At 66.8% G+C, this 14,998-nt stretch carries 22 protein-coding genes; 16 read left to right on the top strand and 6 right to left on the bottom strand.

Annotation, left to right across the window (positions count from 1 at the left end; genetic code table 11):
* Positions 1-52 precede the first annotated feature (52 nt).
* From Q5H94_RS12935 to Q5H94_RS12920, 4 genes are read left to right on the top strand one after another with little or no spacing between them, the layout of a single operon-like run.
* On the top strand, positions 53-1,015 hold the full coding sequence (locus Q5H94_RS12935; protein WP_304561690.1) for an Mrp/NBP35 family ATP-binding protein: 963 nt from the start codon (positions 53-55) through the stop codon (positions 1,013-1,015).
* A 1-nt stretch (position 1,016) separates the two neighbouring features.
* The gene (locus tag Q5H94_RS12930; protein ID WP_304561689.1) at positions 1,017-1,448 is read left to right on the top strand and encodes a CoA-binding protein; all 432 of its coding nucleotides are present in this window, start codon (positions 1,017-1,019) and stop codon (positions 1,446-1,448) included.
* Between the two features lie 51 nt (positions 1,449-1,499).
* Positions 1,500-1,805 carry a PilZ domain-containing protein gene (locus Q5H94_RS12925; protein WP_304561688.1) on the top strand — a complete coding sequence of 102 codons (306 nt, stop codon included), beginning with the start codon at positions 1,500-1,502 and terminating at the stop codon, positions 1,803-1,805.
* Between the two features lie 54 nt (positions 1,806-1,859).
* Positions 1,860-2,192, top strand: coding sequence for a hypothetical protein (locus Q5H94_RS12920; protein ID WP_304561687.1), 333 nt, complete (start codon positions 1,860-1,862; stop codon positions 2,190-2,192).
* On the opposite strand, the gene Q5H94_RS12915 is transcribed toward Q5H94_RS12920, so the two are convergent.
* Positions 2,189-3,487: a homoserine dehydrogenase gene (locus Q5H94_RS12915; protein WP_304561686.1), complete on the bottom strand. Its 1,299-nt coding sequence runs from the start codon at positions 3,485-3,487 to the stop codon at positions 2,189-2,191. The two genes, Q5H94_RS12920 and Q5H94_RS12915, sit on opposite strands and share 4 nt — an antisense overlap.
* Before the next feature lie 157 nt (positions 3,488-3,644).
* Positions 3,645-4,598 carry an isopenicillin N synthase family dioxygenase gene (locus Q5H94_RS12910; RefSeq protein WP_304561685.1) on the bottom strand — a complete coding sequence of 318 codons (954 nt, stop codon included), beginning with the start codon at positions 4,596-4,598 and terminating at the stop codon, positions 3,645-3,647.
* Between the two features lie 144 nt (positions 4,599-4,742).
* Here Q5H94_RS12910 and Q5H94_RS12905 point away from each other — a divergent pair, with 144 nt between their 5' ends.
* From Q5H94_RS12905 to Q5H94_RS12885, 5 genes are all read left to right on the top strand, one after another.
* Positions 4,743-5,975, top strand: coding sequence for a multidrug effflux MFS transporter (locus Q5H94_RS12905; RefSeq protein WP_304561684.1), 1,233 nt, complete (start codon positions 4,743-4,745; stop codon positions 5,973-5,975).
* 85 nt (positions 5,976-6,060) lie between these two features.
* Positions 6,061-6,402, top strand: a complete 342-nt coding sequence (locus tag Q5H94_RS12900; RefSeq protein ID WP_304561683.1) for a DNA primase — start codon at positions 6,061-6,063, stop codon at positions 6,400-6,402.
* A 206-nt stretch (positions 6,403-6,608) separates the two neighbouring features.
* Positions 6,609-7,070, top strand: a complete 462-nt coding sequence (locus tag Q5H94_RS12895; protein ID WP_304561682.1) for an ExbD/TolR family protein — start codon at positions 6,609-6,611, stop codon at positions 7,068-7,070.
* Positions 7,071-7,106: 36 nt separating this feature from the next.
* Positions 7,107-7,805, top strand: a complete 699-nt coding sequence (locus tag Q5H94_RS12890; protein WP_304561681.1) for a hypothetical protein — start codon at positions 7,107-7,109, stop codon at positions 7,803-7,805.
* A 19-nt stretch (positions 7,806-7,824) separates the two neighbouring features.
* The gene (locus Q5H94_RS12885) at positions 7,825-8,160 is read left to right on the top strand and encodes a DMT family protein (protein ID WP_304561680.1); all 336 of its coding nucleotides are present in this window, start codon (positions 7,825-7,827) and stop codon (positions 8,158-8,160) included.
* Here the strand turns inward: Q5H94_RS12885 and Q5H94_RS12880 are convergent.
* Complete coding sequence (locus tag Q5H94_RS12880) at positions 8,122-8,340, bottom strand: hypothetical protein (RefSeq protein WP_304561679.1); 219 nt, start codon at positions 8,338-8,340, stop codon at positions 8,122-8,124. The two genes, Q5H94_RS12885 and Q5H94_RS12880, sit on opposite strands and share 39 nt — an antisense overlap.
* Before the next feature lie 68 nt (positions 8,341-8,408).
* Here Q5H94_RS12880 and Q5H94_RS12875 point away from each other — a divergent pair, with 68 nt between their 5' ends.
* Positions 8,409-9,116 (top strand): Crp/Fnr family transcriptional regulator, encoded by a 708-nt coding sequence (locus tag Q5H94_RS12875; RefSeq protein ID WP_304561678.1) that lies wholly within the window; start codon positions 8,409-8,411, stop codon positions 9,114-9,116.
* 3 nt (positions 9,117-9,119) lie between these two features.
* On the opposite strand, the gene Q5H94_RS12870 is transcribed toward Q5H94_RS12875, so the two are convergent.
* Positions 9,120-9,803, bottom strand: coding sequence for an RBBP9/YdeN family alpha/beta hydrolase (locus tag Q5H94_RS12870; RefSeq protein ID WP_304561677.1), 684 nt, complete (start codon positions 9,801-9,803; stop codon positions 9,120-9,122).
* Positions 9,804-10,051: 248 nt separating this feature from the next.
* Between Q5H94_RS12870 and Q5H94_RS12865 the strand changes: the two genes are divergently transcribed.
* The 6 genes from Q5H94_RS12865 (at position 10,052) to Q5H94_RS12840 (ending at position 13,890) form a co-directional block, all read left to right on the top strand.
* Positions 10,052-10,789 carry a TlyA family RNA methyltransferase gene (locus Q5H94_RS12865; protein WP_304561676.1) on the top strand — a complete coding sequence of 246 codons (738 nt, stop codon included), beginning with the start codon at positions 10,052-10,054 and terminating at the stop codon, positions 10,787-10,789.
* Positions 10,790-10,882: 93 nt separating this feature from the next.
* Positions 10,883-11,440: a TspO/MBR family protein gene (locus tag Q5H94_RS12860; protein ID WP_304561675.1), complete on the top strand. Its 558-nt coding sequence runs from the start codon at positions 10,883-10,885 to the stop codon at positions 11,438-11,440.
* A 26-nt stretch (positions 11,441-11,466) separates the two neighbouring features.
* Positions 11,467-11,721, top strand: a complete 255-nt coding sequence (locus Q5H94_RS12855; RefSeq protein WP_304561674.1) for an accessory factor UbiK family protein — start codon at positions 11,467-11,469, stop codon at positions 11,719-11,721.
* A 73-nt stretch (positions 11,722-11,794) separates the two neighbouring features.
* A complete protein-coding gene (locus tag Q5H94_RS12850) occupies positions 11,795-12,295 on the top strand; it encodes a type III secretion system chaperone family protein (protein ID WP_304561725.1) in 501 nt (166 codons plus the stop codon).
* A 140-nt stretch (positions 12,296-12,435) separates the two neighbouring features.
* Positions 12,436-13,245 carry a pyrroline-5-carboxylate reductase gene (gene proC / locus Q5H94_RS12845; protein WP_304561673.1) on the top strand — a complete coding sequence of 270 codons (810 nt, stop codon included), beginning with the start codon at positions 12,436-12,438 and terminating at the stop codon, positions 13,243-13,245.
* 207 nt (positions 13,246-13,452) lie between these two features.
* On the top strand, positions 13,453-13,890 hold the full coding sequence (locus tag Q5H94_RS12840) for a pyridoxamine 5'-phosphate oxidase family protein (RefSeq protein WP_304561672.1): 438 nt from the start codon (positions 13,453-13,455) through the stop codon (positions 13,888-13,890).
* On the opposite strand, the gene Q5H94_RS12835 is transcribed toward Q5H94_RS12840, so the two are convergent.
* Both Q5H94_RS12835 and Q5H94_RS12830 read right to left on the bottom strand, forming a co-directional pair.
* On the bottom strand, positions 13,863-14,594 hold the full coding sequence (locus Q5H94_RS12835; protein WP_304561671.1) for a Crp/Fnr family transcriptional regulator: 732 nt from the start codon (positions 14,592-14,594) through the stop codon (positions 13,863-13,865). The two genes, Q5H94_RS12840 and Q5H94_RS12835, sit on opposite strands and share 28 nt — an antisense overlap.
* A gap of 50 nt (positions 14,595-14,644) precedes the next feature.
* Positions 14,645-14,851 carry a hypervirulence associated TUDOR domain-containing protein gene (locus tag Q5H94_RS12830; protein WP_304561670.1) on the bottom strand — a complete coding sequence of 69 codons (207 nt, stop codon included), beginning with the start codon at positions 14,849-14,851 and terminating at the stop codon, positions 14,645-14,647.
* Positions 14,852-14,998: the final 147 nt, after the last annotated feature.

Here is a 14,998-nt window from a genome sequence, read left to right as displayed (position 1 = left end):
GTTCCCACGAAAAACAGTGGCAAGCGCCCTTATCGGCCTTATCTGCCCCGCGATGACTGATTCCACTCCGCTCGAAGCCGCCCTCGCCACAATATCCCAAGGCCGCGCGACCGCGCGGATCGAGGGCGATCGCGCCAGCATCATCCTAGACGTGACCGGCATCGAAGCCGCCGAACACAAAGCTTTCGAGGCGCGGGTGCGCGCCGCCGCGCTGGCCGTGCCGGGAATCGCAAGCGTGCGGATCGCGCTCACCAGCCAGCGCACCCGGCGGCTGTCGATCGCGGTCGCCTCGGGCAAGGGCGGCGTCGGCAAGTCGACCGTCTCCGCCAATCTCGCCGTCGCCTTGAAAGCAGGCGGCCGGCGCGTCGGGCTGGTCGATGCCGACATCTACGGCCCTTCGCAGCCCAAACTGCTCGGCGTCGAGGGCAGTCAGCCGACCGCGAAGGAAAAGGTGCTGCAACCCGTCGCGACTCCGTTCGGCGTGCCCTTGCTGTCGATGGGGATGCTCGTCGCGCCCGATCAGGCGATCGCGTGGCGTGGGCCGATGGCGGCGGGCGCGCTCGGCCAGATGATGGACGCGAACTGGGGCGATGCCGATACGCTCGTGCTCGATCTGCCGCCCGGCACCGGCGACGTGCAGCTCACCATGATCCAGAAGCACCGCCCGGCGGGCGCGGTGATCGTCTCCACCCCGCAGGATCTCGCGCTGATCGATGCGCGCCGCGCGATCGATCTGTTCAAGAAGGCTGGCATCCCGATCATCGGCCTGGTCGAGAACATGGCCGGCTATGCCTGCCCGCATTGCGGCGAAGTGTCCGATCCGTTCGGCAAGGGCGGGGCGGAAGCTGCGGCGGCCGATCTCGAAATCCCGTTCCTCGGTCGCATTCCGCTCGACATCGCCATCCGCACGGCGTCCGATGCCGGGCAGCCGCCCGCGTCGGGGAACCTGCCCGAGGCGGCTGCGTTCACCGCGATAGGCGACGCGGTTCTCCGCTGGATCAACGACGGAGGATGAAGTGCCGATCACCGATGACGCGGGCATCAAGACCCTGCTCGAAGAAACGCGCACGATCGCGCTGGTCGGCGCGTCCGACCGGCCCAATCGCCCGTCCTACGGCGTGATGAAGGCGCTGCAGGATCACGGCTACCGCGTGATTCCGGTCAATCCGCAGATCACCGGCGAGCATATCCACGGTGAATTCGTGTTCCGCGATTTGTCGCAACTCGGCGATCCGATCGACCTCGTCGATATCTTCCGCAATTCGGCGGCGGCGGGCGAGGCTGTCGATCAGGCGATTGCTGCGGGCGCGAAGGCGATCTGGATGCAGCTCGGCGTGATCAATGCAGAAGCCGCCGCGCGCGCCGAGGCTGCGGGCCTGAAAGTGGTTATGGATCGCTGCCCGGCCATCGAGATCCCGCGTCTGGGGGTTGCGCAGCGCACAAATTAACGTATTCGTCCAAGACGTTGAGACTGCTTTAAATTAAGGTCGCAAATGAGCATGTCCGATCCAGAAGCGCCGGAAGGCCGCGCGGCGAACCGCGTCGGCGTGACGATCCGTGCGCAGGTGCGCGCCGGCACCAACAAGATGACGATCGATGTCACCGATCTGTCGCGCACCGGCTTCCAGATCGAGACGGTCCACCGTCTCGCGCCGGATTCGAAGGTCTATCTGGTCATCCCCGGCCTCAGCGGGCTGGAGGCGACGGTGAAGTGGAACCGCAAGGATCTCTACGGTTGCGCGTTCGTCGCGCCGCTGCACGAGGCGATCTTCGACAGTCTGGTGAAGCTCTCCGATACGCGTTGACGCGCAAGCGTGGCGGCGGGATGATGCTTGCGACTCTCGCGAAGGGCGGATGCGATGCCGGGCTTCCTGCTGCTGATGCTGGCCGATCTCCCCGGTAGCGGGCTCACGACATATCAGGCCCTGACGCGCGCCGGGCCGCACTGCAACCAGCCGAGCGGCGACGAAGTCACCGTCTGCGGCCGCCGCGCCGCCGATCGCTACCGCGTGCCGCTGATCGAGCGCGACCCGGAGAAGGACGTGGTGCCGCTCGAACGCGAACGCCTGCTCGCGCGCACCACGAATTGCCAGGAAAAGCGCCTGTTCCTGACAGGGTGCGGCATGGTCGGCGCGACCGTCAGCACAGCAGGCGGCCTCCGCGCCGGCGGGGAACGCCCGATCGCGCCTTAGCCGAGGATATGCATCCACAACGGCTGGCCGGTGAGGCTCTGCGATCCGCGCAGCCGCTCCAGCGCCTGCGCGACTGCGCGTTCCGGGCCCTCGTGCGTCACGATCACGACGAACACGCTGCCCCCCACGCCGTCGTCGCCGCTCGATCCGCGCTGGATCAGGCTTTCGATCGAGACGCCCGCGTCGCGCATGGCGGCGGCGATTTCGGCCAGCACGCCGACCTTGTCGGCCACCGCGAAGCGCACATAGGCACGGCCGCGCCGCTCGCCGGGATCGGCGGGTGCTTCGGCGGCCAGCGCGTCGGCGGGCATGGCGAAAGCGGGGCCGAACTCGCCGCGCGCGATATCGATCAGGTCGGCGACCACGGCGCTCGCGGTCGGGCCGTCGCCCGCGCCCGCGCCCTGGAACAGCAGGCGGCCGACGTAATTGCCCTCCGCCACCACCGCGTTGGTCGCGCCGGTCACATGCGCGAGCGGGTGGCTTACGGCCACGAGATGCGGATGCACGCGCTGGAACAGCCCGCCCGCGCCGTGATCGGCCAGCCCGAGCAGGCGGATGCGATAGCCCAGCGCCTCGGCCTCGGCGATGTCGGTCGCCAGCACGTGGCGGATGCCGCTCGCCGCAACGTCGCCGAACGCGGGCTGCGTGCCGAACGCGATCGAGGCGAGGATGGCGAGCTTGTGCGCGGCGTCGACGCCGTCGATGTCGAAGGTCGGGTCGGCCTCGGCATAACCCAGCGCCTGCGCCTCGGCGAGCACGTCGGCGAAGTCGCGCCCCTCGGCTTCCATCTTCGACAGGATGAAATTGCAGGTGCCGTTAAGGATGCCGTAGACACGGTCGATCGCGTTGGCAGCAGCCCCTTCGCGCAGGCCCTTGATGACCGGCACGCCGCCCGCCACCGCCGCCTCGAACTTCAGCGCCGCGCCCGACGCTTCCGCCGCGCGCGACAGCTCCAGCCCATGATGCGCGATCATCGCCTTGTTGGCGGTGACGAAGCCCTTGCCCGCCGCCAGCGTCGTGCGCGCGAGCGTGAGGGCGGGGCCGTCCGATCCGCCGACCAGCTCGACCACCACGTCGACGTCGAGCCCCGCCAGCGCGGTTGTGTCGTCGACCCACGCGAAGCGGGAGATGTCGACGCCGCGGTCCTTGCTGCGGTCGCGCGCGGAGACCGCGACGATCTCGATCGGCCGCCCCGCGCGCCGTGCGATCAGCGCGCCGTTCTCGTCGAGCAGCCGGATCACGCCGCCCCCGACCGTGCCGAGGCCTGCGAGCGCGATGCGGAGAGGTTTGGTCATGGGTCTACTTTCTGCCGGTCCAAAACCACCGTTCGCCCTGAGCTTGTCGAAGGGCTGCACTTCTTCTGCGCGGAAGGAAGGGCAGGGCTTCGACAAGCTCAGCCCGAACGGGAGAGGTTGGGCGCTTTAGACAAAGCCTCCGCGCGCGGACAAGCCGTTACTTCTTCACCAACCCGATCTCGACCAGTCGCTCGTGCAGATAATCGTGCGCGGTGATCGGCACCGGATAGCGGTTCGGGTTCGCCGCCGACACGCAACCCGGCAGCGTCTCGATCAGGAAATCGGGATTGGGATGCAGGAAGAACGGCATCGAATAGCGCGAGACGCCGCGCCGTTCGGGCGGCGGATTGACGACGCGGTGCGTGGTGGAGGGGAGCACATTGTTGGTCAGCCGCTGCAGCATGTCACCGACATTGACGACGAGCGCACCCTCGGGCGGCTTGATCGGCAGCCAGCGGCCGTCCTTGTCGAGCAACTCCAACCCAGCCTCCTCCGCGCCGAGCAGCAAGGTGATGAGGTTGATGTCCTCATGCGCGCCCGCGCGAACGCCCTCGGCATCGGCCGGAATCGGCGGATAGTGCAGCAGCCGCAGGATCGAATTGCCGTCCTCGACCACCGCCTCGAAATAATCGGGTGCCAAGCCGAGGTGCCGCGCGATCGAGGCGAGGATGCGGTTCCCCGCCGCCTCGAACGCCGCATAGAGCTGCCGGAACACCGGTTCGAAACCGGGCACTTCGGACGGCCAGAGGTTGCCCGGCATCCTGTCCGACAGGGGATGGCCGGGCGTCAGGTCGCGCCCGACGTGCCAGAATTCCTTGAGATCGACCTGCGACGCACCCTTGGCGATCTCGGTCTTGAACGGGGTATAGCCGCGCTGCCCGCCGCCTTCCCTGGTGAAATACGCGCGTTTCTCTGCCTCGCTCAGCTCGAACAGCAGTTTCGTCTGCGCCCAGCCCTGCGCGACGAGATCGGCGGGGATGCCGTGATCGGAGATCACCGCAAAGCCGAACCGCTCGAACGATCCGCCCAAAGCGGCGGCGAAACCGTCGGAGTCGGCGGCGGCATCGGCAAGGGAAAGCGGCGGAACTTCGACAAGGGCAGTATCGAGCATCAGGCATCGTCCGTGGGGAGGAATCTCCGCCGGAACATAGCCGCATCACGCGCGCGCTAACAGGCCTTTGCCGGGACGGCTGCGCGTTTCGCATCGCAGCAATTTCGCCGTGACCTCTCGCGCCCGCTCGGGCATGGCCGGCGCATGTCCGCAGAATCGCCCGTCCGCGCCGAGAACACCGCGCCGATTCCCTTCATCGAATTCGTCGCGCTCGTCGCCGCGCTCATGTCGCTCGGCGCGCTCGGCATCGATTCGATGCTGCCTGCGCTTCCCGATATGGGCCAGCGGCTTGGCGCACCCGATATCGCCGACCGTTCGCTCATCATCACCGTCTTCGTGATGGGCTTCGGCATCGGCCAGCCGTTCCAGGGCCCGCTGACCGACAGGTTCGGGCGCAAGCGCGTGCTCGGCATCGGCCTGGCGGGTTATGTCGCCATGAGCCTGCTGGCGGGGCTGGCGTCGAGCTTTCCGCTCCTGCTCGCCGCGCGCTTCCTTGGCGGACTGTGCGTCGCCTCGGCGCGCGTGGTGACGGTGGCGATCGTGCGCGACTGCTTCTCCGGCCGCGCGATGGCGCAGGTGACGAGTCTCGCCTTCATGGTGTTCATGGCCGCGCCGGTGATCGCGCCGAGCATCGGCCAGGCGATCCTGCTGGCGGGCTCCTGGCGGCTGATCTTCGAGGCGATCGCGGCCGCCTCCGCGCTCATTCTCTGCTGGTTCTGGTTCCGCATGCCCGAAACGCTGGCGCCGGAAAATCGGCGGCCGCTGTCGATGGGCGAAGTGATGCGCGGCTGGCGGCGAACGGTCACCGATCGCTCGTCGCTCGGCTACACCATCGCCGCGACCATTCTGCAGGGGGCGCTGTTCTCCTACATCACGTCGATCCAGCCGATCATGTCGGATGTGTTCCACCGGCCCGATCTGCTCGGCGCGGTGTTCGCGATGGCGGCCGGCGGCATGGCGGTCGCGAACCTGCTGAGCGCGCGGATCGTGATGCGCCTCGGCATGCGGCGCATTTCCCAGGCGGCGATTCTCGTCATCATCGTGGCGGCGGGGGCGGGTCTGGCGCTGTCGTCGGTATCGGGGCACGAGTCGCTTGCGCTGTTCGTGGCGTTGCAGGTGCTGGTGATGGCCGGCTTTGGCGTCGCCACGTCGAATATGTCGGCGATGGCGATGGAAAATATGGGCGACATCGCCGGCACCGCCTCCAGCCTGCAGGGCTTCTTGGCGATCACGGCAGGCAGCGTCATCGGCACCGCCGTGACCAGCCAGTTCGATGGCACGACCCGGCCGATCCATATCGCTTTCCTCGTCGCGGCGCTGCTCGCGATCGGCATCGCCGCGATCGTCGAACGCGGACGGCTGTTCCACCCGAGCTGAGCCATTTTCGCGAGCGCGCGGGAACAGACTTCCGCGTGCGATGTTCGCTCCTGAAACCCGCATCTCGCGGGACGGGAGAGCGACGATGAGCATCGGCGGTTACAAGATCCCCGGCGACGGCACGGGCGACGACGGGTACGACGAGGAAGGCTATGACGAGAGCCAGCGCGCCGAGATCCTGGAAGCGACCGGCGGTGGCCCCGGCGACGGCACGATCATCACCGATCTCGATCCCGACATCGGCGAGGACGATGACGACGACGAGGACGATCTCGTCATGGAGAGCGACGAAGTCGGCGAGGAAGCCGATGACGACGATCCCGATGATGCCGACGACGACGAGGACGATCTGCAGGAAGACTTCGAAAAAGACGATGTCGATGACAACGATATCGACGACGCAGACGATGCCGCGCTGAAGCCTTAAACCTATAGACTTATCCCCTCCCGCCTTCGCGGGAGGGGCAGGGGAGGGTCTTCTTCGTCTTTTTCTTCTTTTTTCCTTCTACCGCCGAGAAATAAGACCGTCCTCCAACCTCCTCCCGCGAAAGCGGGAGGAGGTTATAGTATGCAGCTTGCGCCGCTCCCCAGGTATGATACGTTACATCATACAAAAGCCCGAGGAGAGCCCAGATGCCCGCACGCGCACCGACCCGCTCCAACCCGTTCATGCCGCCGCGCATCCATGATCCGCAGCCGCTCTCCGCGCTCAACATCACCCCGCTGATCGATGTCCTGCTCGTGCTGATCGTCATGCTGATCCTCACCATTCCGATGGTGACGCACAAGGTGCCGGTCGACCTGAACGGCCCCGGCGATCCTCCGGTCACGACCCCGCCAACCGTCCACCGCATCGCCATTGCCCGCGACGGCGCGCTGACGTGGGACGCGGCGGCGCTCGCCGACGCGGCGCTCCCCGCCCGGCTCGCGGCGATGCGGCGCGAGGACAATGTTCAGCTCGAGATCGCCGCCGACGGCGAGGCGACCTACGACCGGTTCGATCACATCCTCGCGACTATCAAGCAGGCCGGTATCACCAAGCTCGGCTTCGTCGGCAACGAACGGTTCGTGACGGAAGGAACGACCGCGCGCTGACCGCGTTCAGGAAGGCCACGACAAAAGGCTATTCCCGTGCGTTCGATCGCCTTTCTGCCGCTGCTCCTCGCCGCCGGCTGCGTACCGCCGCAAAACGAGGTCGCCAACAACACCGTCGATATCGATGAGGCCGCGCGTCAGGCCGAGGGCAGCATCAATGCCTATCAGCCCGACAATGCCGTCGACATCGTCAATGTCGCCGCGCCTCCGGGCGATCCCGACGTCCTGCCCGTTGCCAACGCCGCCGACGCGACCGTGCCGCCCGGCGTGACCGAGCCGCTGTCGCCGCCCGCGCCCGGCACGCCCGGCGGCCTCGCGGACGATCGCACGCCGATATCGGAAGCGCCTTTCACACCCGAGAGCGCGCAGGGTGCCGCCGATGTCGTCCAGCGTTACTATGCGCTGCTAGGCGAGAAGAAGTACAAGGCGGCCTGGTCGCTATGGGCCGACAGCGGCATGGCCTCGCGCATGACGCCTGCCGCCTTCGCCGCCAGCTTCGGCCGCTACAGCGAATATCACGGCAACGTCGGCGCGCCCGGCGAGATCGAGGGCGCGGCCGGCAGCCTCTATGTCACGATCCCCGTCCAGCCCTACGGACGCATCGCGGCGACCGGCAAGCCCGCCTATCTGATCGGCACCGTCACGCTGCGCCGATCCGAAGTCGATGGCGCAACCACGGAGCAGAAGCGCTGGCATATCCAGCAGATCGCGCTCAAACCCGCACCGTCGCACTAAGGGGTCGAAGGGGAGGGGAATGCCGACGATCGCGCTGCTGGTCGCATCGAACGTCTTCATGACGATCGCATGGTATTGGCATCTGAAGGGCGGGATGGCGAAGCCCATCCTGCTCGTCATCCTGATAAGCTGGGGCATCGCCCTGTTCGAATATTGCCTGGCCGTGCCCGCCAATCGCATCGGCTACGCCAGCGGCTGGAGCGGTGGCCAGCTCAAGGTAACGCAGGAGGTCATCACGCTGCTGGTGTTCGGCGTGTTCGCGGTCGTCGTGCTGGGCGAGCCGCTCGGCTGGCGGCACGCGGGCGCGTTCCTGTGCCTAGTCGGTGCCGCTGCCTTCATGTTCGCCGGCCGCTAGCGCCTTTGTCCGGGCTTCACGCTGAAGCGTCGCTTCGTCGGCGGCGGTGCGGATCGCGTGCGCGGAGCGGCTCGCCGCTTCGGGTGTCAGCGACACGGCGAGACCATCGGGTCCGTCGAGCATGACTTCCCCTTGCTCTGCGGTCGCCTTGGTCGCTTCGTCATAGGGTTTGTTCGGCATGGACTGCACCTCTAGTAGGGCATAACGTGCGGAGTAGTCGCGCGTTCCGGTGCTGGGGGGCACCTGTCATGTACACCAAGCTTTTCCTGCAGGCGCATCGCACGCCGATCCTCAATCCCGCGCAGATCGGCGCGCTCGAAAGCGCGGTGTCGCGCACCGCCGATTTCGCCGCGAAGCGCATCATCGTGCGCCAGCAGGAACCGCTGACGCAGTGTACCTTGCTGCTCGAAGGGTTCGTCGAACGCTTCAAAGACACGCCCGAAGGCCGTCGCCAGATCCTCGCGCTGCATGTTCCGGGCGATTTCATCGACCTGCACAGCTATCCGCTCAAGAAGCTCGAACACAATGTCGCCGCGATCACGCCGGTGAAGGTGGCGCTTTTCCCGCATCCGGCGATCCGCGCGCTGGCCGACGAATCGGCGACGTTGACCGAGCTGTTATGGCGATCGACGCTGATCGACGCGGCGATCAACCGCGAGTGGATCGTCTCGGTCGGTGCGCGTTCGGCGGCGGTGCGGCTCGCGCATCTCTTCTGTGAGATGTACCTGCGCCTGGAGCGGGTCGGGATGGCGAACGGACTGCGCTTCGATCTGCCGATCACGCAGATCGATCTCGCCGACGCGACCGGGCTGACGGCGGTGCATTGCAACCGCATGCTGCGTCAGTTGCGCGAACAGGGGCTCGTCGAGTTTCGCGCGGGCATCGCCGAGATACTCGACTGGACCGCGCTGAAGCGTTTCGCCGAATTCGACGCGGGCTATCTCTACCTGGACTGAGGCCTAGAGCGCCCGTTCGCCGAGATAGTGGCTCTGCGCCGCGTCGGTCGCGTTCACCGCCAGGATCGATCGCGCCTCGCTCGCCGCGCGCGGCTTCCCGCTGCGGTCGGCGGCGGCGTGGACGACGCGGTCGAGCAATTCCTGCCCCTCGCTCCACCAGCCGATGCCGCTCGCCGCGTTGAGGTGCCCCTGCGGCCCTGCATCGACGAAATGGCTGCCCCACGACACGGCGAGACTGTGCGCGCGCTCGATGTCGATCCACGGATCGTCGCTGCTCGCCACCACGATCGAGGGGAAGGGCAGCGGCGTCTTGGGCGCAGGTGCCAGCGCCTTGATCGTATCCTGCGCGCCGTGACGGTCGACGTCGGCCGGTGCCACCAGCAGCGCGCCTGCGACTGGCCAGCCGTAGGGCTGGCGCGTCAGCTCCGCCCACCATGCCACCGCGAGACAGCCGAGGCTGTGCGCGGCAAGGATCACCGGTGCCTGAGCGCTGCGGATCGCCTGGTCCAGCTTCGTCACCCAGGCGTTGCGGTGCGGCGTGTTCCACATGCCGAGCTCGACGCGCACCGTATCGGGGCGAGAGCTTTCCCACAGGCTCTGCCAGTGCGTCGGGCCCGAACCGCCGAGGCCGGGCACGGTCAGGATCGTCGGCTGAACCGGATCGAAATGCGAAAAGCTGCTACCCATCGTGTCTCTCCTCAGGGTCAAGGAAACGTGGCCGCCCGAGCGATCTAGGGGGCGCCGATCGACCACGTTTCCCTGCCTGCAAGATATTCCTACCAATCTACTCGGCAATAGCGTCTGCGCCAGAATGAAGGCCCGCTGCGCCAGCCTGAAAACGCGCCTCGCTTCACCGGCGAAAACACGCTTCCTGACTGCCAGATGAACGCCGCCTGCGCGCTTTTCGATCCCGACTCGGGCGTGTAGGAAGCGCCATGCCGAAGCTTAGAGCCGATCAGTTGCTGGTGGATCGCGGCCTCGTCGAAAGCCGCAGCCGCGCGCAGGCGCTGATCATGGCGGGGCTCGTGTTCGCCGGCACGAAGAAGATCGACAAGCCGGGGCAGGCAGTGGCCGACGACGTGCTGCTCGACGTGCGCGGGCGCGATCATCCCTGGGTCTCGCGCGGCGGCATCAAACTCGCCCATGCGCTCGAGCATTTCGGTTGGGACGTCACCGGCGCGGTGGCGATCGACGTCGGCTCCTCGACCGGCGGCTTCACCGACGTGCTGCTGCAAAACGGTGCCGCCCGCGTCTACGCGGTCGACAGCGGCACCAACCAGCTCGCGTGGAAACTGCGCGAGGATCCGCGCGTCATCGTCCACGAAAAGACCAGCGCGCGGATCCTCACGCCCGCGCACATCCCGGAGCCCATCGACCTGATCGTCTGCGACGCGAGCTTCATCGGCCTCGCCAAGGTGCTCGACGTGCCGCTCGGTTTCGCGCGGCCCGGCGCGCGCCTGCTCGCACTCATCAAGCCGCAGTTCGAGGCGGGTCGCGGCGAGGTCGGCAAGGGCGGAGTAGTGCGCGACGGGGCCGTCCACGCGCGCGTCTGCGCCGAGGTCGCCGAGTGGTTGACCGGCAAGGGCTGGCGCGTCGCAGGCGTCGTCGAAAGCCCGATCACCGGGCCGGAGGGTAACGTCGAATTCCTTATCGCCGCGACTTACCCGGATTGAGACGGTTTCCTTTCTGCGGCGCAACAAATTCGTTCGAGTTTTCGCTGGCGCTTGGCTATTGAAACGCCGGGCACGCAAGAAGGACGAAAACCGTTGAGCGAGATCGCGTCGAAGGGGCAGTTGAGGCTGGCGTTCCTGCGATGGGCGGTCGTCACCGTGCCGTTCATCCTGCTGCTCGGTTTCCTTTCGGCGAAGATCGCGCCCGCAGGCAGCCAGAACCGCTGGTACATGATGCTGGCAAAGCCCGCCGCGACCCCGCCCGACTGGGTGTTCCCGGTCGCCTGGACGATCCTCTACATCCTCATGGGCCTCGCGCTGGCGATGATCATCCACGCGCGCGGATCGCGGCTGCGCGGTCTCGCGATCGGGCTGTTCGTGGTGCAGCTCGTCGTCAATCTCGTCTGGTCGCCGTTGTTCTTCGGCATGCATCAGGTCGGCGCGGCACTGATCGTGCTGGTGGCGATGTTCGTGGCGGCGCTCGCGACGACCATCCTGTTCGGGCGCATCCGCAGCCAGGCCGCCTGGCTGATGGTGCCCTATCTCGCCTGGGTCGTGTTCGCCGGCATCCTGACGTACCAGATCCTCGCGCTGAACCCGAACGCCGAAACTCTTGCGCCGTCGTCCGGCAGCACCCAAGTTATCGAACTATAACACCTCTTTTCAGGACGGACGCCGCCATGCAGGCCGAAAACAAGATCTTCGACGATTTCGCCAAATTCATGAACAGTGCCGCGGGCACGCTCGCCGGCGTCGGCCGCGAGGCGGAAGCGGGCGCACGCGCCAAGGCTAAGGAATGGATCGGCGGGCTCGATTTCGTCAGCCGCGAGGAATTCGACGCGGTCAAGGCGATGGCCGCGGCCGCGCGCGACGAGAACGAGACGCTGCGTGCCCGCCTCGACATGCTCGAATCCAGGCTGGGGTCGCAATCCTGAACCGGGCGCTTATCCACAGCGCCGTCGCGGCCCCCTGCTTGAGAACAGGCGCGGCAAGGGGTAAAGGCGCGTGATGCTCGACGAAGCCGATTATGAACGTGACGACGCGGCGCCGATCGACATGCTCGAGAGCTATTTCTCGGCGCATGGCTGGGATTACGAGCGTCAGGACGACGAGGTCATCGCCAAGGTCAAGGGCAGCTGGACGCAGTACGAGCTGCGCGCGCTGTGGCGTGACGAGGACAGCGTCATCCAGTTCCTCGCCTTCCCGGACATCCGCGTAACCGACGATCGCAAACAGGCGATCTACGAAACGATCGGGCTGATCAATGAACAGCTCTGGGTCGGACATTTCGAGATCTGGTCGTCCTCCTCGATCCTGCTGTACCGCCACGCCGCGATGATCGACGGGGAGGGCGGCACGCTCTCGCTGTCCGCCGCCGAGCTGCTGGTGGAATCGGCGATCGACGAGTGCGAGCGCTTCTACCCGGTGTTCCAGTTCGTCCTGTGGGGCGGCAAGACCCCCAAGGAAGCCCTCGCCGCCGCCATGACCGAAACGCAGGGCGAAGCGTAGGCTCGGTCGATACCTGCTTCCCCTCTCCCTGAAAGGGAGGGGCCGGGGTGGGTCGGCCCGCGAGGGAATGGGACGCCTGGCCCCACACCAACCCACCCCGACCCTCCCTTCCAGGGAGGGGAGATCAGCGCGAGGCCCCGATGGCATCTGAGACCCCCACACTCCCCGGCCGCATCTGGCTGGCCGGGGCCGGCAACATGGGCGGTGCGATGCTGCGCGGGTGGATCGGCAGTGGCATCACACCCGACAGCATCACCGTCATCGATCCCGGCTCGCCCGAACTGCCAGGGGACGTCCGCCACCTCGCCGCGCTGCCTGCGGGCGAAACGCCCGACACGCTTGTCCTCGCCATCAAGCCGCAGACGCTCGATACGTTCGCCGCCGCCGCGCCCGGCCTCGCGCCCCGCCTGCTGGTGTCGATCCTCGCCGGCGTCGAGGAAGCGTCGCTTGCCGCGCGCTTTCCCGCGCAGGCGATCGTGCGCGCCATGCCCAATCTGCCCGTCGCGATCGGCAAGGGCGTCGTCGCGCTTCATGCCGCTACTGACGATGCGGAGGCGCGCGCCGCCGCCGAGGGGCTGATGCGGCCGCTCGGGCTGGTCGAATGGATCGGCGACGAGGCGCTGTTCGATGCCGTCACCGCGCTGTCGGGCTGTGGCCCCGGCTTCGTCTTCCGTTTCGTCGAGGCGCTGGCAGAGGCGGGCACGGCGCTCGGCCTGCCCGCCGATCAAGCCGTGCGCCTGGCGCGCGCGACTGTCGAGGGGTCGGGCATCATGGCCGCCGCCTCGCCGGAGAGCCCCGCCACGCTGGCGGACCGCGTTGCCAGCCCCGGCGGCTCGACGCGCGAGGGGCTTAACGTGCTCGACGAAGGCGACGCGCTGAAGGTGCTGCTCCGCGAAACGCTCGCGGCGTCCGCACGGCGTAACGCCGAAATGGCCGCCGCCGCGCGCTGATCCGAAAGGGGTCTGTCCTACAGGCTGCCGTTTTGGTATTTCTCGTGCATGCCGTGCCTGCGCCCGCATGATCTCGCCGCCTCGCAAGCGCCGAACGGCCACTCGGTTCGTCGCATTTTCGCCCCCGAGATGCGGGAACTTCGTTACCTTCGAACGCGGAACGAACCCGCTCCCGGTGCTTTGATAGGCATCGACCGGGAGAGAGAAATGACCAAGAAATTGAGCGACCTCGCCGAAGTCATGCGCGACATCGACTTCACGATGCTGACCACGCAGTCGCCCGACGGCGGGCTCGCGTCGCGGCCGATGAGCAACAACCGCGACGTCGATTATGACGGCGATAGCTGGTTCTTCGCGCTCGACGACACCAAGACCGTCACCGATATCGAGAGCAATCCCAATGTCGGCCTCACGCTGCACGGCAATGTCAGCCTGCTTGGCAAGCCGCCGATGTTCATCGCGGCGGAAGGGCGGGCCGAGGTGCTGCGCGACAAGGGCCTGTTCGAGGCGCATTGGAACAGCGATCTCGATCGCTGGTTCAAACAGGGCATCGACACGCCCGGCCTCGCGCTCATCAGGGTCCATGCCGACCGGCTGCACTATTGGGATGGCGAGGATCAGGGCGAGGTGACGCTGCCCGGCTGATCGACGAAGAGGTAGCCCGGGTCGAACTCGCTGAAGCGTGCCAGCCCGGGCAGATCCTGGATCGTCACGCGACCACCCCGGAACGCCATCAGCCCGCGCTCCTTCAGGTCGCGCAACATGCGGTTGAGATGGACCGCGGTGATGCCGCAGATCTCGCCGAGATCGGCCTGGGTGAGCGGCAGGTCGAACGCCTTGCCGTCGCTGCGCCCGATCACCCGGAGCTTCGCCTCCATCTCGCAGAAGAAATGCGCGACCCGCGCCGCCGCGCTCAGCCGCCCGAGCCGGAAGATCCACTCGCGGTGGATGGCCGCGTCGAGCAACGTGCTGAACCACAGCAGTTTGGCGAGATTGGCCTGCGTGGCCAGGATCGCGTCGAGCTTGTCATGCGGGACGAGCGCCACGCGGCACTCGGTCAGCGTCGCAACATCATGGTCGAGCGTCTCCAGCGGATAGGCGTGGAGGTCGACGAAATCGCCGGGCACATGCACCGCCACCAACTGCCGCTCGCCCTCGCGGTCGTCCATGTACCGGCACATAAACCCATCGATCAGATAGGTGCTGTGCCGTACCGCTTGTCCGCGCGTGATGATCGTCCGTCGCGCAGGCAACGTGCGCAGGTCGCTCGCTGCCGCTTCCAGTATCTCGAGATCGGCGGAGGATAGGCGATCGCGGCGGCGGCCGCGCAGGAAATCGTCAAAAATCATGCAGAACGAAACGCTCCCGGATCGATCTGGTTCAGCCTCACCGCAGCGGTTCAGTCCCGGCTCAGCGCTCCGGGCTTGTGCGCCGCGCGCTTGCCCTCTTCGGTTTCGACCAGATATTCTGGGTTGTCCTTCGACGCGGCGACCTTGTGGCCCTTGATCGTCATCGGGCTGGTCACCTTTTTCACGACCTTGCCGTGCGCCTCGCCGCCGTGGCTCTTCCAGCTCACCGCGTCGCCCTTCTTGAGCGATTTCGTCATCCTCGCCTCCTGTTTTGTCGCGGATTCAACCCGATACGAAGCAAGGCGTTCCGCCGAAATATCTTGATCCAGAACAAGGTGGTGCAGGCTGTGCGCAACTCTCCGCCACGGGAACCGTTCGTGCGGCACGACAACAAGCGGAGAGAG

This window comes from Sphingomonas immobilis (assembly GCF_030580995.1).
Classification (GTDB): Bacteria; Pseudomonadota; Alphaproteobacteria; order Sphingomonadales; family Sphingomonadaceae; genus Sphingomonas; species Sphingomonas immobilis.
The sequence above is the reverse complement of the archived record's forward strand: the minus strand, read 5'-3'. Positions and strand labels throughout refer to the sequence as shown.